This is a genomic window from Mesorhizobium sp. WSM4898 (assembly GCF_029625845.1).
Lineage (GTDB): Bacteria > Pseudomonadota > Alphaproteobacteria > Rhizobiales > Rhizobiaceae > Mesorhizobium.
Map to the genome: position 1 here is coordinate 1 of NZ_JARTVQ010000017.1, position 23,894 is coordinate 23,894.

Annotated in this window: 17 protein-coding genes; 12 read left to right on the forward strand and 5 right to left on the reverse strand. The window is 58.0% G+C overall.

The window, feature by feature from the left end:
• Positions 1-19: 19 nt before the first annotated feature.
• The 3 genes from P9228_RS30135 to P9228_RS30145 are packed head-to-tail and all read right to left on the reverse strand — an operon-like array spanning position 20 to position 862.
• The gene (locus tag P9228_RS30135; protein WP_127248734.1) at positions 20-271 is read right to left on the reverse strand and encodes a hypothetical protein; all 252 of its coding nucleotides are present in this window, start codon (positions 269-271) and stop codon (positions 20-22) included.
• Positions 272-285: 14 nt separating this feature from the next.
• Positions 286-570 (reverse strand): DUF6804 family protein, encoded by a 285-nt coding sequence (locus P9228_RS30140; protein WP_063169433.1) that lies wholly within the window; start codon positions 568-570, stop codon positions 286-288.
• Between the two features lie 52 nt (positions 571-622).
• Positions 623-862: a hypothetical protein gene (locus P9228_RS30145; RefSeq protein WP_082826591.1), complete on the reverse strand. Its 240-nt coding sequence runs from the start codon at positions 860-862 to the stop codon at positions 623-625.
• A 292-nt stretch (positions 863-1,154) separates the two neighbouring features.
• Here P9228_RS30145 and P9228_RS30150 point away from each other — a divergent pair, with 292 nt between their 5' ends.
• The 6 genes from P9228_RS30150 (at position 1,155) to P9228_RS30175 (ending at position 7,601) form a co-directional block, all read left to right on the forward strand.
• On the forward strand, positions 1,155-1,595 hold the full coding sequence (locus P9228_RS30150; protein ID WP_126066778.1) for a hypothetical protein: 441 nt from the start codon (positions 1,155-1,157) through the stop codon (positions 1,593-1,595).
• A 197-nt stretch (positions 1,596-1,792) separates the two neighbouring features.
• On the forward strand, positions 1,793-3,232 hold the full coding sequence (locus tag P9228_RS30155; RefSeq protein ID WP_063169430.1) for a hypothetical protein: 1,440 nt from the start codon (positions 1,793-1,795) through the stop codon (positions 3,230-3,232).
• Positions 3,225-4,043 (forward strand): hypothetical protein, encoded by an 819-nt coding sequence (locus P9228_RS30160; RefSeq protein WP_063169429.1) that lies wholly within the window; start codon positions 3,225-3,227, stop codon positions 4,041-4,043. The genes P9228_RS30155 and P9228_RS30160 overlap by 8 nt, the downstream gene beginning before the upstream one ends.
• Positions 4,043-5,359, forward strand: coding sequence for a hypothetical protein (locus P9228_RS30165; RefSeq protein WP_063169428.1), 1,317 nt, complete (start codon positions 4,043-4,045; stop codon positions 5,357-5,359). Before P9228_RS30160 ends, P9228_RS30165 begins: the two co-directional genes overlap by 1 nt.
• On the forward strand, positions 5,356-6,405 hold the full coding sequence (locus P9228_RS30170; RefSeq protein WP_082826712.1) for a hypothetical protein: 1,050 nt from the start codon (positions 5,356-5,358) through the stop codon (positions 6,403-6,405). The genes P9228_RS30165 and P9228_RS30170 overlap by 4 nt, the downstream gene beginning before the upstream one ends.
• A 50-nt stretch (positions 6,406-6,455) precedes the next feature.
• Entirely contained in the window at positions 6,456-7,601 is a 1,146-nt protein-coding gene (locus P9228_RS30175; RefSeq protein ID WP_095770037.1) for a DUF4236 domain-containing protein, read from the forward strand.
• Positions 7,602-7,614: 13 nt separating this feature from the next.
• Here P9228_RS30175 and P9228_RS30180 read toward each other — a convergent pair whose 3' ends face one another.
• Both P9228_RS30180 and P9228_RS30185 read right to left on the reverse strand, forming a co-directional pair.
• On the reverse strand, positions 7,615-8,445 hold the full coding sequence (locus tag P9228_RS30180; protein WP_127224212.1) for a thermonuclease family protein: 831 nt from the start codon (positions 8,443-8,445) through the stop codon (positions 7,615-7,617).
• 34 nt (positions 8,446-8,479) lie between these two features.
• Positions 8,480-8,893, reverse strand: a complete 414-nt coding sequence (locus P9228_RS30185; protein WP_082826711.1) for a MucR family transcriptional regulator — start codon at positions 8,891-8,893, stop codon at positions 8,480-8,482.
• Positions 8,894-9,529: 636 nt separating this feature from the next.
• Between P9228_RS30185 and P9228_RS30190 the strand changes: the two genes are divergently transcribed.
• From P9228_RS30190 to P9228_RS30215, 6 genes are all read left to right on the forward strand, one after another.
• Positions 9,530-15,115, forward strand: a complete 5,586-nt coding sequence (locus P9228_RS30190; protein WP_063169424.1) for a DUF3320 domain-containing protein — start codon at positions 9,530-9,532, stop codon at positions 15,113-15,115.
• Between the two features lie 71 nt (positions 15,116-15,186).
• Positions 15,187-16,446 carry a DNA repair exonuclease gene (locus tag P9228_RS30195; RefSeq protein WP_063169423.1) on the forward strand — a complete coding sequence of 420 codons (1,260 nt, stop codon included), beginning with the start codon at positions 15,187-15,189 and terminating at the stop codon, positions 16,444-16,446.
• Positions 16,443-19,916 carry an AAA family ATPase gene (locus P9228_RS30200; RefSeq protein WP_063169422.1) on the forward strand — a complete coding sequence of 1,158 codons (3,474 nt, stop codon included), beginning with the start codon at positions 16,443-16,445 and terminating at the stop codon, positions 19,914-19,916. The genes P9228_RS30195 and P9228_RS30200 overlap by 4 nt, the downstream gene beginning before the upstream one ends.
• 323 nt (positions 19,917-20,239) lie before the next feature.
• A complete protein-coding gene (locus P9228_RS30205; RefSeq protein WP_063169421.1) occupies positions 20,240-21,406 on the forward strand; it encodes an ABC-three component system protein in 1,167 nt (388 codons plus the stop codon).
• Positions 21,403-21,915 (forward strand): three component ABC system middle component, encoded by a 513-nt coding sequence (locus P9228_RS30210; protein WP_063169420.1) that lies wholly within the window; start codon positions 21,403-21,405, stop codon positions 21,913-21,915. Before P9228_RS30205 ends, P9228_RS30210 begins: the two co-directional genes overlap by 4 nt.
• Positions 21,916-23,889 carry a DUF3732 domain-containing protein gene (locus tag P9228_RS30215; RefSeq protein ID WP_063169419.1) on the forward strand — a complete coding sequence of 658 codons (1,974 nt, stop codon included), beginning with the start codon at positions 21,916-21,918 and terminating at the stop codon, positions 23,887-23,889.
• Positions 23,890-23,894: the final 5 nt, after the last annotated feature.

Consider the following 23,894-nt stretch of genomic DNA (forward strand, 5'->3'; position numbering starts at 1 on the left):
TCCACATGGCAGCCTAAAGTCAAAAACGCCTATCAGTCGCCTCGCCCTGATCGAGGACAACCTGTTGAAGCTCCACATCTAGGGCATGCGAAAATAGAAAATAACGGGCAAAAAGATGCGCCTTTTCCGACTCCGAGCCTAGATGGTTGAAAGCCTCGAAGTACTCCTTCGTCCGCTCGAGGAGATCTCCCGCATAAAGCGCCAACGGCTGTGACACGGTGACCCTCGGGCGCGCCTTGACCTTCGGCGTCTCAGGTCCACTCTTGGCCATCTCAGATTATCGGCTTAATTCCGGTGCCGGTATGCGACAAAGCCGAACAGAGTAGCCGCTGCGACGTTGAAGATTGCCCACAGCTCGCGCGGCAAATGAACCGGCATGAACGGGTTGAAGATCGCTGCCGCTCCAAACAGCGCCCAAGCCAGGGTGCGATTTTCAGGGCCTGATCGCCACACCATGGCTCCGCAGTAGATCCCGGCGAAAAAGACCACCACGCGGAGGAATTGGTAATAGCCGTACGGCCATGGCGCTACCGCCAGCAGCGAGGCAATAGCTACACAGATGCAGACCAACCGGACCGTTCCGGCCGGCGTCGAAAAGCATTATTTTCAGCAAACTTGATCCTCAAACGCCCAGCACGGTTGTTAGTGGAGTTTCGGCGCCCGCCATATATTTGAAAAGCCAGATTGCCCAAGTGATCGGCCAAATGAACGCCAACATCGCATCCAGGCTCAAGTTAATCAGGATTTTTACGACCACTGATGCATGGCCCTGCCATGTGTCGACGACATTCATCACGTAGGTGATCGGCCCGCCCAGCATGAAGAGGAGGCCCAGCGGAGCTGACATGATGTTCTTCAGCATGTTTGTGTCCCTCAGAAAGGCGTGACCTTCAGTGACAGTGATACGCGCCGGTCTTATGGTTGGTATGGCAACCGTTGGCATCAGTGCCGCCACTGTGTGCAAACGCGCCGGTCGCGCAAGCGATTATTGCAGCGGCCATAGCCGCGAGAAATGTTGTTTTCATTTTATTGCCCTCCCAAAGTATTTCAGACAGAGCACTATTGCCGGTCGGGCACAAGCTGCTCGTGGCACTGTGAACACAAATAGGATAGATGCTCCTCTGTGCAGGCCAAGATCGGGCGAGGAGAATACTTTGGATGGATTGCGATTGATGCACGTCCCGTTGGCGATCCTGCTGACATGGCCAAGGGTGGCGACGGCAAATGAATGCCTCTCGAAGTACACCAAGACCGACGTCTGCGCCTACGCAAAAAAAATGCAAACCGAAATGGCTCCAGCATTGCCCATGCTGATCAGTTCGAACATCTCCGTTCGGAGCATCATCGCAATCGGGCCAAGGATCGTTTTCAACGCCACCTGGGCTCAGACCGATGCGGAAGTAGACGCCAAATTGTTGGCTGCTGGCGTCTCGCGGCCGGTCTATGTCCAGAAGATCGATGAAATGACCAAAAACTATGTCTGTCGTGCGGAGGAACTATCTGCCTTCGTTCGCCTGGGCGGTGAGATCCAGTACACGTATACGACTGTGGATAATTTCCCAGTCGCGAACCCGCTCGTAGCACTCTGTCCTTAGAGCATCGCAGCACGGCTCATGACATGACTAGTCGCGGCCGATCAACCAGTTGATCAGCAGCCATGATCATTTGTTGGAACTCAATTGAGCCTGATCCGCACTAGCAAGTGGATAGAAGTGAATGTGCGGTTGCCCTTTAGCTCTACTATGCATAGAAACCACTCTGCCGGGGGGCGTAAAGTTGGGGTTGTGAGTGCGTGGGCTCTAAATTCGAAAAACTAAATAAGTTGCGTGACTCACTGCGAGAATCCAACCACGATTTTCGGGCGAGCACTCAGCTATTCAACAGCCTGGACCCTGCCAAGATCGACGGCGACCTGGATGTCATTAACCGCGGAAAGCAGCGCGGCGAGGTGAACCAACCCCCGAAAACGGCAAAGAATCTCGACGATGTCGAACATGCCATCGTGGAACGCGTTGAGGATGAGAAGAAGGCTGCGCATCACACTCTTGAGGACAACCTGCAACTCCTTGGAGGTCGTCTTGCCGGCCTCGATTTCGAGGAACAATTCGGTCTAATCCGTCAGACGAATGCCGCTAGCGTTTCGGACTTCAAAGCCTCGGTCGCCGTGGGCCTCGATGAACTTCACGGCCTGAGAAGGGCCCTGAACGACGCCGAAAAAGAGCATGCATGGTTTAAGGAGAAGCACGGTCTCGTTCGTGCCGCGCGTGTGCAGCACGGTGCCGCTCACATTTTCCGGCTATCGCTTCTGCTATTTCTGTTTCTGGTCGAGACAGCGATGAACGGCAACTTCCTGGCCAAGGGCAATGAGCAGGGATTTTTTGGTGGCATCCTTGAGGCTGCGGCATTCTCTTTCATCAACATCGGGGCGGCTTTGCTCCTGGCGGTTTTCTGCGCTCGTCTCGTCACCCATCGGTCGTTTTTCGTAAAATTCGTTGGGATCATTTCAATCCTTTTCTATATCGGCTTGGCGATTTCGATAAACTTGGCGCTAGCGCACTACCGTGAGGTCAGCGGCTCGCTCGCTGACGGCGCCGGCGCTGAGGTCATCCGTAATATGCTCGCCAATCCAGCGGGTCTCACGGACATCAAGTCCTGGTTGCTGTTTGCGATCGGCCTGATGTTTTCGCTTTTCGCTTTTATCGACGGCTGGTTCGTGCTCGACCCTTACCCAGGCTACACTGGCGTTGAAAATCGGCTCGTTCGACGGCGCGATGACTACATCGATCGAAAGAAGGAACTGATCGAAGAGCTGCAGGATGTCCGCGACGACCACAACGAAAAAGTGGAGGAAATCGTCAAGCAGCTTGGTAGTCGCCGGCGCGAGCACCGCGCGATTGTCGATCATCGATCGAGGCTTCTGGCTCTTTTTGCGCAGCATCAAGACCAATTGGAGCGAGCCTGCAATCAGCTTTTGTCGATGTATCGGGAAGCCAACATCCAGGCGAGGACCGAGCCGGCGCCCAAGCATTTCGGAACGCCCTACAAACTTGATCGCATCAAGCCATACGTCACCGGCGAGCGGGAGTGGAATGAGGGAGATGTTGGCGCATCAATTCGCCAGGCGCAGGAGGAACTCAACGAGCAGGTTCGTCTGATTGGTCAGGAATGCGAACGGGGAATTGAGCAGTACCGAGATCTTGATAAGCTTCACCCGGACAGCGTGAATGTCTAGGCGAACCCGCAGACGCAAGAAAGGCAATGCGGGTACCATTGCCGCGGCCATTGCCCTTGGTGTGCTATCCGTTGCGATGTTGGCCGGCTTCGGCTGGATGTGGACCAGGTCTGGCAATGGCCATATCGACGCCAACACGAATTGCCCATTGGACGGACCCTCCAGCCTGACCGCCGTCCTCATCGACGCCACTGATCCAATTTCGGCAACGACGATGGCTGATCTCAAGAACGAGTTCCGAAAGACCATTGGGCAGGTCGAGCCGGGTGGGTATGTGAGGATTTATACCCTGAGCTCGGCGCCTGGTGAGCTGACGGTGATGTTCGATGGATGCAATCCCGGTGATGGGTCGACCGTCGATAGTTGGACCAACAATCCTGCGCGGCGTCAAAAGAAGTGGGAAAACGCCTTCGGCGATCCTTTGAACAAACTTCCCGATGAAATCCCGAATGCGGCTTCCGCGAGCCAATCTCCGATCATGGCTGGAATTCAGAAAATCAAGCTGTCGCTCTTCGATAGCAGCTTGGCCAAACAGGGCAGTCCCAAGCGATTGGTGGTCGCCTCTGACATGATCGAGCATACGACGATTTACTCGCAGTACCGATCGGGACTGGATTACCAAAAATACCTCAACAGCGCCGCCGACCGCACATATGGGACGTCGCTGGATGGGGTGGGCATCACAATTCTTTATATCGATCGGGCAAAGAAGCCATTTCAGACCCTGGATCACGCGGAGTTCTGGACACATTGGGTCCAGAACCATCACGGCGAGTTCGAAAAGCTGGTTGGCTTGGATGGGTTAAACTGATGGCGAGAGCGCACGACAAACCTTTGCTGGATCATCCACGTCTGCCGGTCGTGGTTTTCGCGGCATTGACACTCGGCGGGTGTGTATTCATCGCCATTGCAAAACTCTCAGGCGTAAATCCGATCGTCGCGGCGGTAGCACCGGCCTGCCTGATGTTTTTCTATCTCGGGGTTTCGATCTTTGCTGGAAAGCTACAACTGCACGACGAGCAGACCGGCGATAACCTCTACTATATGGGCTTCCTGTTCACCCTGACGAGCCTTGGGGTCTCGCTGTTTCAGTTTGGAACGGAAGGCTCAACCGACACGATCGTCCAAAATTTTGGCATCGCGATCACGTCGACGATCACCGGTATTGCTCTGAGGGTTTTCTACAATCAGATGCGGCGCGATCCCGCGGACATTGAGCGAACGGCGAGGCACGAACTTGCCGACATGACACGGCGTGTAAGAGCCGAGATGGAAAGCGTAACCAGGGAGTTCGCCGACTTTCGTCGTGTCAGCCATCAAATGCTCGAAGAGGGCTTTGCAGAGATTGCCGAGCAAGCGGCACGCAATGGGGAGCACATTCGATCTGCCCTGGACAATATTGCCATGGAATCGATCAAGCCTGTCCAAGAGGCGTCTGCCAAGCTCAGTGACGCGTTGCAGCACAATTTCGGGCAAGTCGAAACCCAGTTTGCTTCGATAGCGAACCGCGTTGGAGCTGCAGCGGATTTGCTGGATAAAGCCAACAGCTCGATGTCCAACTCTGTTGGAAAGCTCGGTAATCAAGCCGACAATATGGCTGCCAAGCTGGAAAAGGTGGTTGTTCCTGATGAGGTGCTGAAGAACGATCTGGCGCCGATGGTCAAGCTCCTGGGTAATGCTGTCGCACAATATGCGATAAAAACCGAAACAGCCTCGCAAGAGCAGCAAACGCGGATGACCGGTCTTGCCGACGCAGTGATCAAGGTGGCGACTGGAGTGGAGAGAGCGGCAGCGGCCGCAGAAAAGACCGCAGAAACTGTCCAAGCGCAGCAGCGTTTGACTGAGGAGTTCATGGCTGTGATGCAGAAACACAGCAATGAAACACGCGGCCTCGTCGCAACCCTTACACAACATAGCCTCCCGGCCGTGCGCACTCCCCAGCCTCTGAGCAATGCGATAGCGAACGATGTCGAGCGAGTGGCGGCACCTTCCACTGTTGCCTCCCCTGTGGAGACGCCAATCAAGGTTTCGGATGACACGGAGGGCGACACCTTCCGATCGTTAAGCAGTCCGGCGGAGGTGGAGAAGGGTGAACCGCCAAAGAGAGCAAGTTGGTGGGGCAGGTGAGTGAGGTTAGCGGAACAGCCATTACGTTTGAGCGCAAGGGCTATGGCCGCGGCCTGATACTCGGCCTGACGATGGCTGAGACGATGCTGCTTCTCGTTTTCTGCCTTTTGCTTGCTGCAGGCGCGCTCATCGCCAAGACAAAGAAAGAGGCTGCGGCAGCGCAGAAGATTGCGCAGTCCCTCAATGAGAACGCTCGCAAGCTTGACGAGGAAAACAAGCGGTTGCTGGCTCAGCTGAATGCCATGGTCAAGCCTGCAAGTCGACGCAATGTACCAGATCAAGAATGGCGTGAATTGGTCCGGGCCAAAGAGGCCGCAGAGGCAATCAAAAAAGTGGGACTGACCCTTGAGGAAGCGGTGAAAAGCGCGCCGGCCGCCAAAGTCCTCTCTGACAACGACGTCGACGTTGATCAGGCCAAAGCCATGATCGAGAAGATGAAGGTTCTGCGCGAGCTCGGCTACGTTGGCACGGGCAAGACGTCCAAGGATCTTGCTGACGCACTGAAGAAGGCAAGGAACGAGGCCTCTGCTGACAAGCCACACGATTGGCCACCGATCATCAGTCTTAGCGAGCTCGATGGCTATAATTTCGATACTGGAAGTGCGGAGCTTTCCGGTGGCTTCAAAACGAAGTTGCGGCAGATGTCGAAGACCATTGCTGGAATTGCAACTTCCTATGGTGTGGACGTCATTGAGGTGATTGGCCACACGGACGAGCAGGCGATGTCCGGTGACTCATCGAATATGGACAGAGGCCTTCAGCCCGTACTGGCGCGCAAGATGGACATTGGCACACTCCATCCTGCCGACAATGCCGGGCTTGGATTAGCGCGAGCGATCTCCGTCACAGGCATCCTGCGCGATATGCCGGAACTGAAAGGCTTCACCATCCTGCCAATGTCCGGCGGCCAGTTGATATTGCCTGGCGACCGGCTCACCGACGGCGCACAGGCCGGCGACGTCAAGGCGAGGAGGCGAATTGAGATCAGGGTCAGGCAACGTTCGCGAGAGACAGATATTGGACTGGTTCCGGTACCAAAGTTGTGAGGCGAACTGCCCTTGGGTTTCGCTCACAGGGCTTGGGGGGGATTGCGGGGATGGGGTTTTACGTTCGAAAATCGATTAGTGCGGGACCTTTCCGCTTTAACTTCTCGTCTGGCGGGGTTGGCGCGTCCGTTGGCGTGCAAGGTCTTCGTATCGGGACTGGCCCACGAGGGCATTATATTCATGCAGGCGTCGGCGGTCTCTACTACCGAGGCACTTTGGGAAAGCGCAGCGCCAAGCAGACGCTGCAACTGTCTGAATTCCCATCTGGGCCAAAGCCCCATCCAACATCCTCACCCGTGGAATATGTCAGCGGTGGCGTCGTGATGAGAGAAATCGAGTCCGCCGATGTGATCGAGATGCGTGATGAGACATTTGCCAATGTGCTTGATGAAATCAATGCGAGGCAATCGCAGACGCGAATGTCGCTCATCCTGGCCGTGCTGTTTGGGATCGCCGGATTGATCGCAGGCGCAATGCTGGGAGGTGGGGTGGCGCTGATCGGTATTGCTGCCTTTTTGCCGGGCATGCTTATTGGCAACTGGTTGGACAGCTACCGCCGGGTGAGCGTGCTCTACTATGATTTGGAGCAGGACGCGGAGGCGGCCTACGGGCGACTTGTCGCCGCCTTTGACACGCTCACACGCTGCGCGGCGAGTTGGCATGTCGCGGCTGGTGGCAAGATAGAGGATCTGACGACTTGGAAGCGCAATGCGGGAGCCACGATGTTGGTCGATAAAAAGTCGACGACGCTCCAAGCTTCCTTGCCGACGGTTGTTCGCAGCAATGTCACACCACCGTCGATACACGTCGGCCGGCAAATCCTTTATTTCATGCCAGACATGATTTTGGTGAAGGACGGAAACCAGTACGGTGCCGTTGGGTATGGAGACCTCAGGACGCAATTTGCCCCCAGCAATTTTATTGAGACCGGCAAAGTTCCATCTGATGCTGAGATCGTGAGCTATACCTGGGCTCATCCCAATAAGAATGGCGGACCCGACAAACGCTTCAGAGATAATCGGCAGATCCCTGTCTGTCGCTACGAAGCCTTGCGGTTTTCTAGCCCATCCGGGCTCAACGAGCTGGTGGAATTTTCCAAGACAAACGTCAGCCAGCCCTTTTGCCAGGCTCTATTGGCACTCGCGCAAATGCACCGAAACGCTGGTGGCCAGTCCGGCTTGCTGAAAGCGCGCTAAGGAATTGGCTTGGTCAGCAAATGCCTTCGCACGGAATTCCGTCGCCGTCCCGGTCCAATTTGGGTCCCCAGCTACAGTTATTGAGATACCAGCGCGCCTCATCGCATGAGGAGATTTGCTTACAATAGCGACGCGGTTGACACGAATAGCTCTGAGCTATTTGGCGACGGCCTGTAAGGCCGTAGGATGTGTCATTACCGGGTTTATTGTTGGCTGCATGTGTTGCTCGCCAATCCCAAGGGGCTGTGAAAGTGCCAACCCAGATGCCAATCTTGGCCCTTTGGGCATCTGCCTGTTGTGACGCGTAACTACCATGGCTGTATCGAGGCCAATCCAGGGCATAACCCTGTTCGACCATCCAAGACGCAATGCTAGCACCGTCCGCCCGCTGACAATCACCAACGAAGCGGTTGTAACGATCCCACGAAACAAAGTTGCACTGGATGGGTCGGGATTGACTGAGGAAGATGTCCAGTGCTTCTGCGGATTTGCGGCCGCATGGGTATTCTTGCCCGCTTGCGTCGCTGCAGTTTTGGCTGCTTTCAGGTGCGTCGATGCCATTGAAACGAATACGCTGTCCGTGGATCTCGATCGTGTCCCCGTCAACGATGGACGCTACGCCGACGATAGGCTTCGGTTTTGACCCGAGTGCGCTTGCTGTATTGGGTCCCGCGATCTGGTTGCCCCACCCTGTAAAGTAGGAGGTGACATAAGCGCCCACTGCTAGCGTGATCACCAGGATCGCGGCTAATGATTTATGTGAAAAGAAACGCTTGCGCATAATTGAAACCCGGCCGCGTCTTGGCCGCGAGCTGCGGCGATGGGAATAGCGATCGCGATTCAATTTTCGATCCTTTGCGAAGCTGCCAAATGTTTTGCTAGCGCGTCTTTGACTTCTTGGCTGCTGCTTTCTTGGGCGCGGCTGCTGTGCGACCGAGGCCAATCGATTTTGCCAATCTGGAGCGATTGGCTGAATAGTTAGGCGCGACCATGGGGTAATCGTTGGAGAGGCCCCATTTTTGGCGATAGGCGTCGGGCGTCAGTCCAAAATGCGTGTTCAAGTGTCTCTTGAGGGACTTGAACTTTTTGCCGTCTTCGAGGCAGACGATGTAGTCTGGAGTGACTGAGCGCTTGGGGTTGACCGCGGGAACTTGGTCGGGTTTTTCCGGTTCGGACGGCTGGCCGATACGCGCTAATGACGAATTGATGCTGGCAATAAGGTCCGGCAATGAGGAGACCGGCACTGAATTCTTGCTCACATAAGCCGCAACGATATCGGCGGTAAGCTCCATCAGCGCGGTGGCCGTATTTTGGATTTCGTCAGTCACTTCATGGCTCCGGACTTCTGCAGTGAAATCCCGATCTATTACTTATCGGCTAAAAAAACCAGTAGAGGGAGGATACTAAATGCCAGGCGCTAATAGTGATGAATGTTAAAGCGCCAATCAGAATGCGGAACCACGAGAGACGGTGGATTGATTGGGCGCGGCGTTTTCTTTGTATGACCAGGAAAGCGGCTTGAGGCTCACAGGCGGATGCATTTAGATTTGGACGAGTAGGACCTACGCATGACATTTTCGAAAGACCCGCCGCCGGAGGTTAAGCCCCAGAAGGATAAGGCAAAGACTGGATCTGAATTGGACCGCGTTCCAAGTGCGGGAGCCATTCGGGTCCGCAACGGACTCTCTGTGTCAGAAAAAGACATTGTGGAGGCGGCTAAATACGGGGGCAGGGAGCGAGAATCCTCGTCGGATAGCGACTAGGCAAAGGGGGCCAAGAATGCAGGCTCTGACCCATATCACACGTCGCAATATTGGACGGTGTCCAGAAGTGATCGCAGTCGTTTCTAATTGAACACGGCTGTTTTTTCTTGCGCGAACGCTCTACGCGGGCTCTAGCTGGTTCTCCTTTCAAAGGGGATGTAAGTCTTGGACGTAAAACAGTCAGTCTTCCAAAGCGATCTCCCTCTAAAGGAGAAACTCGAGCGCGCCAGGATGGAGTTGCTCGATCTTTCCGCCCGCAATCGACTTTTGAATGTGCCGCGGTTTTCCAAGAGCGCGAAGACGATCGATATCGTCGATGAGAAGTCGTCCGAAATTTATCGATTGCTGGTGACCGAAGGAAAGGCTTTTACCTTCCTGGCCGGCAAGCCCGATAGGCCGAAAGCGGGCCAGGATGAAAGCAGCCCTCCAGACGAAGAGATCGACTATTCCCCCGTCGCTCTCGCCCAACCAGAGGACGATGGAGTCGATAACAGAGGGATATCCGCGCGGCACTCGGACACCAAGCTGCAGACGCGTATGACCCCAACTGGGCTGCAGCGGCGGCTCCTTGATCTCTACCATGATGCCCGCACACTCGAGGAAGAGCAGGGCGTCAATATCCTCTTTCTGGCCCTTGGAATGCTGAAGTGGATTGACCCGAACAACAAAGAGAACATCCGTCAGGCCCCCCTCATTTTGGTGCCGGTTCGGCTTGAGCGAGGGGCCGCTGGAGAAAAATTCCGCCTACGAGCCCGGCCGGAAGATCTTACCGCAAACCTCTCCTTGGAACTCTATCTCGACCGCATTCACAAGCTCGCTCTGCCGCGTTTTGAGGTGGGAGATGACTTCGACGTCTCGGCCTATCTCGATGCCGTTGCCGAAGCAATTTCGACCAAAGAGGGTTGGGAGGTGCTTCGCGACGATATGGTGCTCGGCTTCTTCTCGTTTGCGAAGTTCTTGATGTACCGTGATCTGGATCCGGATCTCTGGCCCGATGGCGCAAAGATTATCGAACAACCGAAGATCCGCTCGCTTCTTTCAGATGGTTTCGAAACACGCGAGCCGCTTATGTCGGACGACATAGCGATTGATCCGCACATTGCGCCCGCCGAAATGTTGCATATCGTCGACAGTGACAGTTCTCAGACACTGGCGATCCATGACGTCAGAAAAGGTCGCGACCTCGTTATCCAAGGTCCGCCTGGGACAGGAAAATCGCAGACGATCGCAAACATTATTGGGTCGGCCGTTGCCGACGGAAAGACCGTGCTGTTCGTGGCCGAAAAGATGGCAGCGCTGGAGGTCGTCAAGCGACGGCTTGACACTGCTGGGGTGGGGGACGCCTGCCTTGAGCTGCATAGTAACAAGGCGAACAAGCGCATGATGCTAGAGGAGCTGCGGCGAACCTGGCAACTCGGATCGCCCAGGGGCCAGCTTCCTTCTTCCCTAACTGATCGCTTGCTGGAGGCTCGCGATAAACTCAACGCACATGCTGCACGAATGCACGTTGCGTTCGGAGCGTCCGAACTCACTCCTTATCAGGTTCTCGGCCAGCTAACCCGACTAAGGCAGGTCGGTCAGAAACCAGTGGACATCGAACTTACGGATGCCACAAGCTGGACAACTGACGGCGTTTCGCAACGTCGCAAATTGCTCGATGAGGTCTCTCAGCGGATCAACGAGATCGGCTTGCCGATCCACCACCCGTGGCGGGGAGTTGGCCTGGATGTCGTTCTTCCAACGACCATTGAGAGGCTCGTCCCACGCATCGCGGCGTTGCTGGACCAAGCCAAGGCACTGCACGCCAAACTGGTCGGTATCGCTGAGCGGATCAAGGCCGAGCCTCCGAAAATTCTCAGCGACAGCGGCGAGATAGAAGATCGCGCTGAGCTTCTCGCGTCCGCGCCTGGACTTCCTGCCGAGGCGCTCGTCTCGCCGGTATGGGATGAGCGTCCGAAAGACATTTCATCGCTTCTCTGGTCAGGAACGGATTTCGCCCGCAAGTCCGAGGAACTTTCGGAGCAGTTGGCGGCAACGGCTATCGACACGCCAATTGAAGGTCTCGAGACAGAGCTTGCAAAGCTTCCCTCGGAATTTCCGAAAGATGGTTTCCATCGTGCGCGACAGCTCACCATTCTGCTCCCACGCTTGAGGGAAGAAGCTGAGCGCCTGAATCAGGAACTCGGATCGGCGATATTGCCAGACACGTTGGCAGGCTTGCTCAGGCTGGCCGTGACCGGCGAGCGAGTAGCGGCAGCACCTGACGCAAGTCCGGAGGCCTTCGCAGCCACCGTTTGGGACTCCGGACTTGAGCAGGCAGGCGACCTTGCCGACAGCGTAGCGACGCTTGAGGCTGCCAGAGCCGACCTTCAGGGCAAGGTTGTTGACGCGGCGTGGAGCACCGAGGTGGCCGCGGCGCGGCAGGCGCTCGCCACACACACGGGAATATTGAAAGCATTGAACGGCGACTACCGTCGCGCCACAGCACTTGCGCGGACTATTGTGGTCGACCCTAGCGCGCCTGCGACGCAGATAGTTGGTCTCCTCGACCTTTTGATGAAGGGTCAGGCTGCCGCAGCAAGAGTCCGCGAAGGCGACGCTTTTGGCCGTTCCGCCTTCGGGGCAGATTGGCGTGGGGAGCGATCGGCTTCCGCGCCACTGCTCGCGCTAGTGGAGTGGATGCGGACTCTACGAGGGCTAGGCCCCGAACCTCGGATTATCGCCGGCCGGATGGCGGAACGCTCCGAGGCCGGTGCGCGTGCAGCGCGCGTTCGCAAGGTTATCGAAATCGGTCGGCCAATTATCGAAGGTTTCTGGAACGATCTCGGGCACCTCGCGTCATCCATGCTAGGCGACGTGGCTTCCGCCGAGCGGGCCTCGCTGCAACTGATGGAAGCGAAGGCGAGCACTGTAGCTCAAGCCGATGATGCGTCACGACAGGTTCTGACTGACGTTCCGGATCTAATCACTGAGCGGGTGGAGCTACTGCGCCGACTAGGCAGACTACAAGCACTTGCTCAAGGGATCGATGCGGGAGAGAGCCTTGGCAAGTTCGTATTCGGCTCGTCGTGGCACGGTCGAGGATCCGATTGGGCCGCTCTCACGCAAGCCGAGCTTTGGCTGAAAGAAAATGGCTCGATCCGACATCTGGCTGCGCGGTTGCCTGAAAGAATCGAGATCGCAAACTCGGCACGTTCAGCACGTGAAGCGGCCCAAGCGGCAGCGCGGGAATTGAAGGCGCTTACAGGGGATTTGAAAGCCGATGCTCCCTCCTTGTTTGGAGTAGTCGATTTTCCGGACGTCGCGATAGGCGAGGTCGTTTCTCGGCTGCAGGGTTGGCTCGATCATCAGGAGCAGCTCTCGAAATGGGTTGCCTATGAAGAGCGATCCGAAACGGCCCGAAAGGCTGGACTGGGACAGTTGATAGACGGCCTAGCCAACGGCCAGATTACAACAGGATCGGCTCGATCAGTTTTTGATATGGCCTACTACGAACGAATGTTTCTGGCGATGGCGACCGATGAGCCGGAGCTGGCAAGGTTCGACGGGGAACTGCATTCCAGGGCTGTACGTGACTTCGCAGATCTGGACCGCCAGCGCATCAAGGCCGGCGCCATCGAAGTTGTAACGGCTCATCACCGGAAAATTCCTTCAAGAGACGGCGGAGCTGGACCTGTCGGACTGCTTCGTTCTGAGATGGCGCGCAGACGAGGCCACATGCCCATCCGGCAATTGATGCAGAAGGCAGGCCCTGCCATCCAGGCGCTGAAGCCAGTGTTCATGATGAGCCCGCTTTCGGTGGCGCAATTCCTGTCGCCCGGCCGGATGTCCTTCGATCTGCTCGTGATGGACGAGGCGTCTCAGATCCAGCCCGTGGACGCACTTGGCTCGGTCGCCAGGGCCAGTCAGGTGGTCGTCGTTGGCGACGAACGCCAACTGCCACCCACGACATTCTTCGCGAAGATGACAGGCTCGCAGTCTGAAGATGACGAGGGTGAGGGCGCGCAGGTCGCCGACATTGAAAGCATCCTCGGCCTGTTCACGGCCCGCGGCTTGCCGCAGCGTATGCTGCGCTGGCACTACCGTAGCCGTCACCAATCTCTAATCGCAGTATCGAACAGCCAGTTCTACGAGAACCGGCTTTTCATCGTGCCAAGCCCTTATACCCAAGAGGCAGGTATGGGGTTGCGGTTTCATCATGTGCCGGAGGGGGTCTTCGATTCCGGCGGCACAGGAACCAATCCGGTAGAGGCGAGAGCAGTAGCGGAGGCGATCATCCGTCATGCGAAGGTGAACCCGCAAGAGACTCTAGGCGTTGCAACATTTTCGGTTAGCCAACGCCGCGCGATCCAGGATGAACTCGAAGCGCTGCGGCGACTAAATCCCGACACCGAGGAATTCTTTCACGCTCATCCAAGCGAGCCATTCTTCGTCAAGAACCTCGAAAATGTTCAAGGCGATGAGCGCGACGTGATCATGATCTCGGTGGGGTATGCCAAGAATGCCCAGGGATACATGGCCATGCGTTTCGGCCCTCTTGGCGCGGAAGGCGGCGAGCGTCGGCTCAACGTCCTCATAAGCCGCGCCAAGCGCAGCTGCGAAGTATTCGCGTCCATCACAGACGAGGACATCGACCTGGAGCGTGGCAAAGGGAAAGGCATCTTCGCCTTCAAGCTCTTCTTGCACTACGCGAGAACAGGGCGAATTTCGCTTGCCCAAGTCACGGTTCGCGAAATGGATTCAATCTTTGTAGAACAGGTAGCCAACGCGCTGATCGAAATGGGTTATCAGGTTCATGCTCAAGTGGGCATTGCCGGCTTCTTCATCGACCTCGCAGTTGCGGATCCAGAGAGGCCAGGCCGCTATATTCTTGGCATCGAATGCGATGGCGCAGAATATCACTCATCTCGCTCGGCCAGAGATCGAGACCGGCTTCGGCAGTCGGTTCTGGAAGACCATGGTTGGATCATCCATCGCATCTGGAGCGCTGACTGGTTCCAACGGCCTCGTGAGCAGCTGGAGCGAACCATACTAGCGATTGAGGCCGCCAGAAAAGAACTCGATGAGCGGGCCGAATTGGGGGTCCAGAGAAATCGAGCTGTAGCCGTGCAGGTTGTTACGGTCGACCGAGGCAACGTGACGGAAATCGGTCTCGAAAGCACAAACGGATCCGAGACACCCAATCGAGCCTACGAAGAGGCCGAACTAAAGCGACCGGGATCGTTCGAACTCCACGAGACGCCCAGCGGAATCATGGCCGGACTGGTCGAGCAGGTCGTGGCTACAGAAACGCCAATCCATGTCGACGAAATAGTTTCGCGTATTCGGGACGCCTGGGGTCTGCAGCGGGCCGGTGGCAGGATTCAGGATGCAATCGAGCGGGGGGTAAGCATAGCACAGAGAGGTGGTTCAGTAGCCCGTCGAGGCAACTTCTGCTTCAAGCCAGGTGTTCCTGTTCGTCTCAGGGATCGCAGTGGGGTCGTGTCCGCTGGATTGCGCAAGCCCGAAATGATTGCGCAGGACGAGGTCGCCCAAGGCGCTATGGAAGTCGTGAAATCCAACCTCGGTGCGACAGAGGAAGAAATCGCCACAGGCGTTGCCAGGATGCTGGGCTTCAAAGCCACAAGCGCACAATTAAGGCAGCTGATTTCAGCTGGGGTCGCCGATTTGGTTGCCAAAGGAGTGTTACGGTCCCAAGACGGCTTGTTGGTGGCCGGCGAATCCGCGAGCGAGAAATTAGCTGAAGTGTAACGGGGCGCTGCAGCGCCCTCGTTGCAATTTCTGTCGAAGCTCGGAACACCTCTTTTGCTGGCGGAGGCCGAATGGCATTTCGATTCGTACACACGGCCGATATTCATCTCGACTCGCCGCTTCGTTCGCTGGCGATGCGAAATCCCGATCTTGCCGGGCTGGTGGGCGACGCCAGCCGCCAGGCATTCGTTTCGATAGTGGATCTCTGCCTTGAGGAACGTGTGGCCGCGTTGGTCATTGCTGGCGACCTATACGATGGCGACCAGACTTCAATGAAGACAGCGCGGTTCTTGGGCGCGCAGATGACACGCCTGCACCAGGCCGGCATCATGGTTTTCAAGATCCGCGGTAATCATGACGCCCTGTCGCGGATTTCCAAACAGCTGGTATTTCCCGACACCGTTACCATCTTTGGTGGTCGTGCTCAGTCGGTATTGCAGACAGCCGGCGGTCTGGACGTCGTATTCCATGGTTTGAGCTTTGCGAACCCTAAGGCGCCGGACAGCCTGTTAACCAAATATCCGGCGGCTCGTGAAGGGGCCGTCAACATAGGCATCATGCATACCAGTCTGGCTGGATCGCCAGGTCACGACGTTTACGCGCCCTGCAGCATCGCTGACTTGCACGCCCACGGTTTCGACTATTGGGCCCTCGGCCACATCCATGCTCGCCAAGTCCATCCTGGCGCCAGTGCCGTGGTGATGCCGGGAATACCGCAGGGGAGGGATATCAACGAGGCCGGTGAGAAATCAGTCACCCTGGTGACGGTGCGCCACGACCGTTCGGTGGAGATCGAGGAACGGCTGACCAGCGTTGCGCAGTTCGAACGGGTGAGCGTCGACCTTACCGGAGCGGTGGAGTGGCCCGAGGCCGTCGCGCGTGTTCGCTTCGCACTCGAAGAGATGCGGGCAACCGTCCGATCGCGTCATGCTGTGGCTCGCATTGGCCTGACAGGAACGTCACCACTGATGTGGGCGCTGATCCGCGACAGGGACCTCCTTCTTGCCGAAGCCGAACAGGCTGCGGAACAGCTAGGCCATACGTGGGTGGAGAAGCTCGAGCTTGACCTCGCGCCGCCTCGGACGGAGACCGCCGAGGATATTGCTGATCCGATTTTCGAACTCGAGCAATCAATGCGTGCCGATGCCACCTCGGAGGCCTTCCGCGCTGAGGCGAGGGCGTTCGTCCAAAAGATGGTCGCCGACCTTCCGGCCGACGGGCGGGATTTTGCTGGGACGGACGAAGCCGGGCTGGAACAGTTCCTCGATCAGGTGCTTTCCAAGGGCGCGGACTTGGTGACTGCCCGCCTTAAGGCCGGTGGATCGTCATGAGGTTGCGGCGCCTTGACCTCATTCGTTATGGAAAGTTCACCGATCGTTCGATCGACTTCGGACCCAAACCGGAATCCGGACCTGATCTGCATATCGTGTTTGGCCTGAATGAGGCCGGCAAATCGACTGCGCTTTCGGCCTATCTAGACTTGCTGTTCGGCATCGAGGAACGGAGCCGCTACAACTTCCTGCACGAGTACAGTGCCATGCGCATCGGCGGGGTGCTGGAACTGGCCGGCTCCGAACACACGTTCACGCGTACGAAACAGCGCAGTAATTCGCTATTGAATGCGACGGGCCAACCGGTAAGCGAGGTGGCGATCACGGCGCATCTCGCCGGTCTGTCGCGCGACGCCTACACGACGATGTTCTCACTCGATGACGAGACGTTGGAAGCCGGCGGAAAATCTATCCTGGAGTCGCGGGGCGACCTCGGCAAGCTTCTGTTCACGGCCAGCGCCGGTCTTGGGAACGCAAGTGATACGTTGAACGCCCTCGAGGCCGAAGCAGACGCTCTGTATCGGAAGCAGGCGCATGGAACCGAACTGGCGCTGTTGAAGAAGCGCCTTGTTGACGTAAAGTCGCGCAGGGATGCGATCGACACCCTTGCATCAACCTACGAGGGCCTGGAGGCCGAACGTCTCGATGCAGCGCAGCAGTACGGCCGAACCATCAGCGATCGGGCGGTGCTGGTGGCCAGGCTGGATACCTTTGCTCGTTACGTGCGTGCTGCGCCGATGCTGGCGGATATCCGGCGCAAGATTGCCCGGCTGGATCAGCTGCCGGACATCGCCTCCCCAGCCCGGACATCGACGGGAAGTGTCACCGAACTGATCGATGACGATGCCAGCCTCAGAACGCGGCTGTCCGCAAACATCGACGAGACCGAGCGCCTGGCGGAAAAAGTCACTGCGGTCGACGAGGACGAACCGATCCTGTCGATTTCCGAACGCATTCGCGGGCTGGCGGAGAGCAAGGTGCGCCATACCGCGGCTGGCTTTGACTTGCCCACTCGCAGGATGGAGCTGCAAATCCTCAACAACAGCGTGGCGAGCTGCCTTGCCGCCTTGGGCCGATCTTCCGAGGCGGATCCTGGCGCGCTGCTTCTGCCTGCCGTCACCGTTGGCGTCGTTCGCGCCATGGTCGAGCAGAGGTCCGGGATTGCTACCGGGATGCGTGCCGCTCGCGACGAAGCCGCGGCGGCACTCGATGCGCTGCAGGTGGCAAGGCAGCGGGTCGGCGAGGAAAGGGCGGTGCCCGAACCTGCCAGGGCAAGGCTGGGCTCGGCTTTGTCGAAAGCGCGAGCAAGCGGACACCAGGCAGAGATTAGGACGGCTCGCGAGGCGGAAGATGCGGGAACAATCCGATGGAAGGCGGCGCTCGCGCGCTTGCGTCCATGGAACGGAGATGCCCTCGCTCTCGCCAACGTCGCGGTTCCGAGCGCCGGGCAGATTGCCGCCTGGAAGACGGTAGCGTCAGAACTGGCAAGGAACACCGCCGTACTTGCCGAACGCCTTGCTGAATACGAGGGCAACCATGCCATGCTCGCCGCACGATTGGATGCCCTTCGTGCCTCGGGCGACATTGTCGACGATGAAGCGGCTACCGCCATCCGCCGAGTTCGCGATGATGCGTGGGCAACGCACCGCGCAGCGCTGACCGGTGACACCGCTGACGACTTCGCCGTGGCATTGGCGCGCGATGACATTGCCAGCGCAGGCCGGCTGGCCGGCGCGGCGGATCTGGCTGAGATCCGGGCAACTACGCGCGAGCTGGCCGAGGCCGCGGCCAACCTGTCACGCAACGGCATCCAACGCACACAGCTCGGCAAGGATGTGGATACCCAATTGTTGGAAATCCGCGCGGCCGCCAGGGACCTGCTCGGAGACGCCGTGGAACCTTCGTCTGAGCGCCTGATCGAAAGGATCGAGGATCAGATCGAGGCGCGCAGCGATGCGCTCGCTGCCTGGGAGCAGATCGAACTTGCTCGCTTGAAGGCCGAGCGAGCCGCTGACGCCGGCGAGCAGATACGCTTGGAAATGAGAGCAGTGCTGGGAAGCGTCGGCATTGTATCAGAGTCCAACGACACCCTCGAAGCAATCATGGCCATCGCGGAGCCGTTTCTGGATCGGCAGCGCAAGGTGGACGCCGAGTATGCCGAGGCGCTCAGAATGGTGAGCTCCAAAGAAGAGGATCTAGCGGCACGACGGGTTGCAGTAGGTGTGGCGGAGCGTCGCGAGGAGGAATGGCTGGCCGGCATTACCGAAGCACTCAAGGGAACTTGGCTCGAAAGCGGGCTCTCCGCATCCGGCGTCGGCACTGTGCTCGATCAATTGGCCGAACTTTCAAGAAGCCTGCAGGAACGGGACGACCTGCAGCTGCGTATCGACAAGATGGAGGCCGACAGGGCCAATTTTCTGGTCGAGGTCATCGCCGTTGCGGTTGAAGCCGACGAGCCGACGAAGGATACCGACCCGGAGCAGTTGGCCATCCGCCTTGCCGAGCGCCTAGAGCGTGCCGAGCGGACACGTGAAACGAAGGCAAGCCTCGGCAACGACCTGAAGCGCCTCAAGGAGGCGCGCGACATCCTCGACACTGAGATTTTGGCACACGAACGCCGCAAGAACGAGGTGCTGGGCGTCTTTGGTGTCGCCACTCTGCCCGAGGTAGTCGAACGCGATGAGCTGTTGCGTGAGCGCGATGGCTTGCGCACCACCGTCGCCGAACTTGAGGAACGGATAGTGGCGGAGCTCGCGGTCGACGGATTCGAGCAGGCCCGCTCGATCCTGGACGCGATCGATTTCGACGGCCTCGCGGTCGAGAAGGCTGAGGGTGAGCAGCGGCTTCGCCTGTTCGATGAAACCATCCAGCAACAGCTGATCCGGCAGACGCGCGCGGCCGACAAGCTGGACGCCATCGGCGGTGATAGTGCGGTTGCACGCCTGGATGCTGAACGGCGCACAACCCTGCTGGAAATCGAGGAGAAGGCCGTTCGCTACATAGAGCTGAAGCTTGGCATCATGTCGGCTGGCAATGCTTTGCGGATCTACCGTGAGAGCCATCGCTCCGGCATGATGGCGCGCGCATCAGACGCGTTCAAGCTAATGACGCGTGGCCAGTATTCGGGGCTGACAACCCAGCCTGTAAGAGGTGGTGAGGTTCTCATTGCTGTGCAGGGTGACGGGCAATCCAAGGTCACCGAAGCGCTTTCAAAGGGTGCACGATTTCAGCTGTACCTTGCCCTAAGACTCGCCGGTTATTACGAGTTCGCGCAATTTCGGCCCTCGGTCCCATTCGTCGCCGACGACATCATGGAGACGTTCGACCATATTCGCTCGGAGGAGGTTTTCAGGCTGTTCGGAGCGATGGCAAACACAGGTCAGGTCATCTACCTGACGCACCATAAGCATCTATGTGAAATAGCTGAGGCTGTCGTACCGGGAACGAGGATCCATCAACTCGCACAGTAATTTTCTCCGGAATACGTGAACGAACCAGTGAAGGACGCCGAATTTGACGGCAAGTATGCGCCCAAAGTCAGACGTTCCGGCAAACTTCGCGTTCGTCCAAAAGCGGACATATCGCCCGAGCCATAGACGGCCCCGATGTGCCCATAATGGACGTCCTGCAAATTCATTGTCCTGCCGAATCTGGACTTCGAGAGCTGGCCCTAAACAGCAATTGTATCGCGCCTAGCCGTCCTATCGCCGGGGCGCCAATTGTAAACAACGGCGAACTATACCAATATCGTTACTGGCTTCTTCCGGTGCGACTCGGGAGAACGGGATGGGCAATGAACGCGAAGACGCAAACGGGAAAACACAGCGCCGCTGGCCAATACCTCGGCTATGCGCTTCAACCTGTACGCCTTTGCTTTCACCTGCTCAACGCGCCTAGCGGCGCCTTGGTCTCTCTTGAACATTTAGACGATGTGGCGGTTCACCTGGTCGGCGGCGAAGTCGTTCTTGAGCAAAGCAAGAGCGCACTGAAGCAAAATCCGATATCCGACTGGGCTGCGGACCTGTGGAAGTCTCTGGCCAACTGGCTCAGCTTCATGGCGGCGGGAGAGATCGACCCGGCGACCAGCCATTTCCGGCTATATGTCACACCGGTGAAGGCGGGTGCCTTCGCGATCGCGCTGAACGACGCGAAAACAGATGCCGACGTGGAGGCGCTGGTCGCTAACCTCGCCAAAGCCCACAGCAAGCTGAAAGCTGCACCGGCATGCGACGCCGACGTCCAAGCTTTCCTGAACGCTGATGCGGCTCATTGCGCCGCCTTGGTCAAGAATCTCGCCGTTATCAGCGTCGATGCAGATCCCGTCGATCCGATACGCGCGATCTTCAAGCCGACGGTCTCTCCGCTCATCATCGACCTAGTGTGCGAACGCGCGATCGGCGCTGCGAAGGAGGCGGCGGACAGGCTGATTAGAGCTGGCAAGCCCGCCATCTTGGACGTGGACGCGTTTCAGGCCGAGCAAAGAGCATTTGTTCAGAAGAACAACCTTCCAGGGCTGCTGTCGTCTTTCACCAAGCAACCGCCTGTCGAGGCCATCGAACAATTGATCGCCGACCGTCCCGCCTTCGTCCGCCAACTCGAGCTGATCGAGGTGGGAGACGAAGCGTGCGTCCGGGCTGTTAGCGATTACCTTAGGACGCTCGCCGACATCTCGATCTGGGGCGAAAGCGGGCTAATCTTTGAGAAGAACCTAAGTGACTGGGACGATGATCTTGTCGGTCGCTATGAGCACGTCAGTGCAGAGGTGCACGACATACAGGCCGGACACCCCGCAACGGTTCGTGGTAGAATAGTTTACAGGCGCTGCGCGCAGTTGCAGCCTCCACTCGATGGTCGAGTCGTCCCCGGTCATTTCGTCCACGGATCATTCAACGCCCTTGCCCACGGCCTGCGCCTCGGCTGGCATCCCGACTACCAGACTCTTTTGGAGCCAGCGACTTGATTGAGGCTGGCCGATCGCACCTACCGCTCAGCGACCTCGCCCTTGTCCAGAATCCAGGACTTGGGGCTTTCGCATTGTGGCAATTTGGCCAAGGTTTCCAGGCTGAGGACGAACGTCCAGCGCCGTTCGCCTTGGCGTTTCTCGTGCTGCCAATCGTCCTGCATCGCGCAACGCTCGAAATCGTGACTTCGACAAACCGACCCTCTGGACTGGCGCTCTTCGCGGCCAAGCTCGGGAAGGAACGGGAACAACTCCTCGCCGTCCACGAGCGAGCGCTGCTGCTGCGTACTCTGACATTGCAATCGGCCGCTGTCGGTGTGAGCGGGCGGCTGCTGTCCGTGGATTACAAGGATGCTACTTTAAGAGCAAACGTACCAGAACCGAAACCGAGGAGGCTCGTCCTTCCAGAGCGCGTCAAGCACCTCGGACCTGCCTCGGAGAAATTGGGTTTCTGGTTTTCGAACCTGGGGACCGCGCAGGTGGCCAACCTGTTACGGGTGGAGTTCTAGATGTATTTCCAGCTTCGAAAACTGATCCTTTGGCCCCGCAATGGTGCAGCGCCGCGGGTCGTCAAGTTCGAGCCCGGTGTCGTCAACGTCATCAGCGGCGCGTCGAAGACCGGGAAGTCCGCCGTTATCCCTATTGTTGATTACTGTCTGGGCTCGGAGAAATGCGCGATTCCGGTGGGCGTAATCCGCGAGAACTGCAGCTGGTTCGGCATTCTGATCGAGACGCTGGAGGGCGAAAAGCTCTTGGCGCGACGCGAACCGGGGGACCAACAGAGCACAGGCGACATGGTGCTGCTGGAGGGCGCACAGGTCGAAATTCCGGAGACGATCACCGACAAGACCACCAATGTCGACACGGTCAAGCGCGCGATGAACCGCCTGGCAGGACTGACTGACCTCGACTTCGAACCAGGTACAGAGAATGGATTCAAGCAAAGGCCAAGCTTCCGCGACCTCATGGCCTTCACGTTCCAACCTCAGAACGTGATCGCCAATCCCGACGTGATGTTTTTCAAGGCCGATACGACGGAACACCGGGAGAAGCTAAAGACCATCTTCCCGTACGTTCTGGGCGCGGTCACGGCAAAGATTCTCCAGGCGCGGTTTGAGATCGATCGGCTCCAGCGCAACCTCCGCCGGAAGGAGGCTGAGCTACGCGCGATCGTGTCGGCAACTGGCGCTTGGCGGGCGGAGGCGGAGGCGTGGCTGCGTCAGGCAGTCGAACTTGGCCTAGTCGATTCCTCCACTGAAGTGCCGAAGGACTGGAGTGACGTTGTTGACCTGCTTCGGCGCGTGTCGAACAGCAACTCAAGTCTTGCTCGACCAAGCCTGGCCGGCATCGATGTGGTGCTGACGCGTCTGGAAACCCTTCGTGCGTCGGAAACTGAAATCGCCGCGCGACTTACCGAGCATCGTCAGCGCCTGAACGAACTGCGCCGTCTGGTGGAGAGCAGCGAGGCGTACGGCGACGCCATGCGCATCCAACGTGACCGCTTGGACCTTTCCACGTGGCTGAGGGACTTGGCCGACGAGTTCGCCGATCCGTTGGTCGCACTCGGGGACGGCGGCCGCGAGAAGGTCTTGGCCCTTTGCGACAACCTCGGCGGTCTGGAGATCCGACTGCGGACCCACCCTGCGATGTCTAACACGCTTGACAAGGAAATCCTGCGCCAGCGCGGCGCCGCTGAAGCGGTCCTATCTGAGTTGAACGATGTCCGTAGCGAGATAGCGGTGCTGGAACGGGACTCTGACGTCGCCCGAGACGAGGCCAATCGCTTCGATAGGCTTGAGCGCTTCCTCGGTCGATTGGAGCAGGCGTTGCACGTCTACGACCGCGCCGACCAGTCGTCGGATTTGCGGCAGGAACTCACCTCGCTGCAGGCCGATATTGCAACGCTGCAAAAGACGATCTCCGAGGCCGACATCCAGCGCAAGCTATTCAACGCGTTGCACCAAGTCTCCCATCATGCCAATCGGCTGATTCCGCAGCTTGACGCGGAGTGGCCCGAGGCCCCGATTAGGCTGTTGATTGAAGACCTGACCGTCAAGGTGACTAGGGGAACGCGTGAGGACTACCTGTGGGAGATTGGCAGCGGCGCCAATTGGCTCGCGTATCACGTCGCACTAATGCTTGCGCTGCAGCACTACTTCCTGGCCGAACCTCATCACCCAGTCCCTGGTCAGCTGATCTTCGACCAACCTAGCCAAGTCTATTTTCCTAAGCGGGCGGCGGGCGACGAGGGCCCCGACCTCATCGCGTGGAGGGATCAGGACGTGGTCGCCGTCAGGAAGGTCTTTGCGCTCCTAGGCGCTGAGGTCATGGCCGCGAAAGGTCGCCTCCAGATCATCGTGCTGGATCATGCAGATGAGGACGTCTGGGGCAAGCTTCCCGGAGTCAAGTTGATTGAGGAATGGCGTGGACAGGCCCTCGTGCCTCAGGCTTGGATTGCCGCCGCATCTTCCAACGGTGGATAATAATC

Bases quoted from the DNA above. Each gene is read 5' to 3' on its own strand.
- P9228_RS30135 (WP_127248734.1), bottom strand. From the start codon at position 271: ATGGCCAAGAGTGGACCTGAGACGCCGAAGGTCAAGGCGCGCCCGAGG.
- P9228_RS30145 (WP_082826591.1), bottom strand. From the start codon at position 862: ATGCTGAAGAACATCATGTCAGCTCCGCTGGGCCTCCTCTTCATGCTG.
- P9228_RS30160 (WP_063169429.1), top strand. From the start codon at position 3,225: ATGTCTAGGCGAACCCGCAGACGCAAGAAAGGCAATGCGGGTACCATT.
- P9228_RS30165 (WP_063169428.1), top strand. From the start codon at position 4,043: ATGGCGAGAGCGCACGACAAACCTTTGCTGGATCATCCACGTCTGCCG.
- P9228_RS30175 (WP_095770037.1), top strand. From the start codon at position 6,456: ATGGGGTTTTACGTTCGAAAATCGATTAGTGCGGGACCTTTCCGCTTT.
- P9228_RS30185 (WP_082826711.1), bottom strand. From the start codon at position 8,893: ATGGAGCTTACCGCCGATATCGTTGCGGCTTATGTGAGCAAGAATTCA.
- P9228_RS30195 (WP_063169423.1), top strand. From the start codon at position 15,187: ATGGCATTTCGATTCGTACACACGGCCGATATTCATCTCGACTCGCCG.
- P9228_RS30200 (WP_063169422.1), top strand. From the start codon at position 16,443: ATGAGGTTGCGGCGCCTTGACCTCATTCGTTATGGAAAGTTCACCGAT.
- P9228_RS30205 (WP_063169421.1), top strand. From the start codon at position 20,240: ATGAACGCGAAGACGCAAACGGGAAAACACAGCGCCGCTGGCCAATAC.
- P9228_RS30215 (WP_063169419.1), top strand. From the start codon at position 21,916: ATGTATTTCCAGCTTCGAAAACTGATCCTTTGGCCCCGCAATGGTGCA.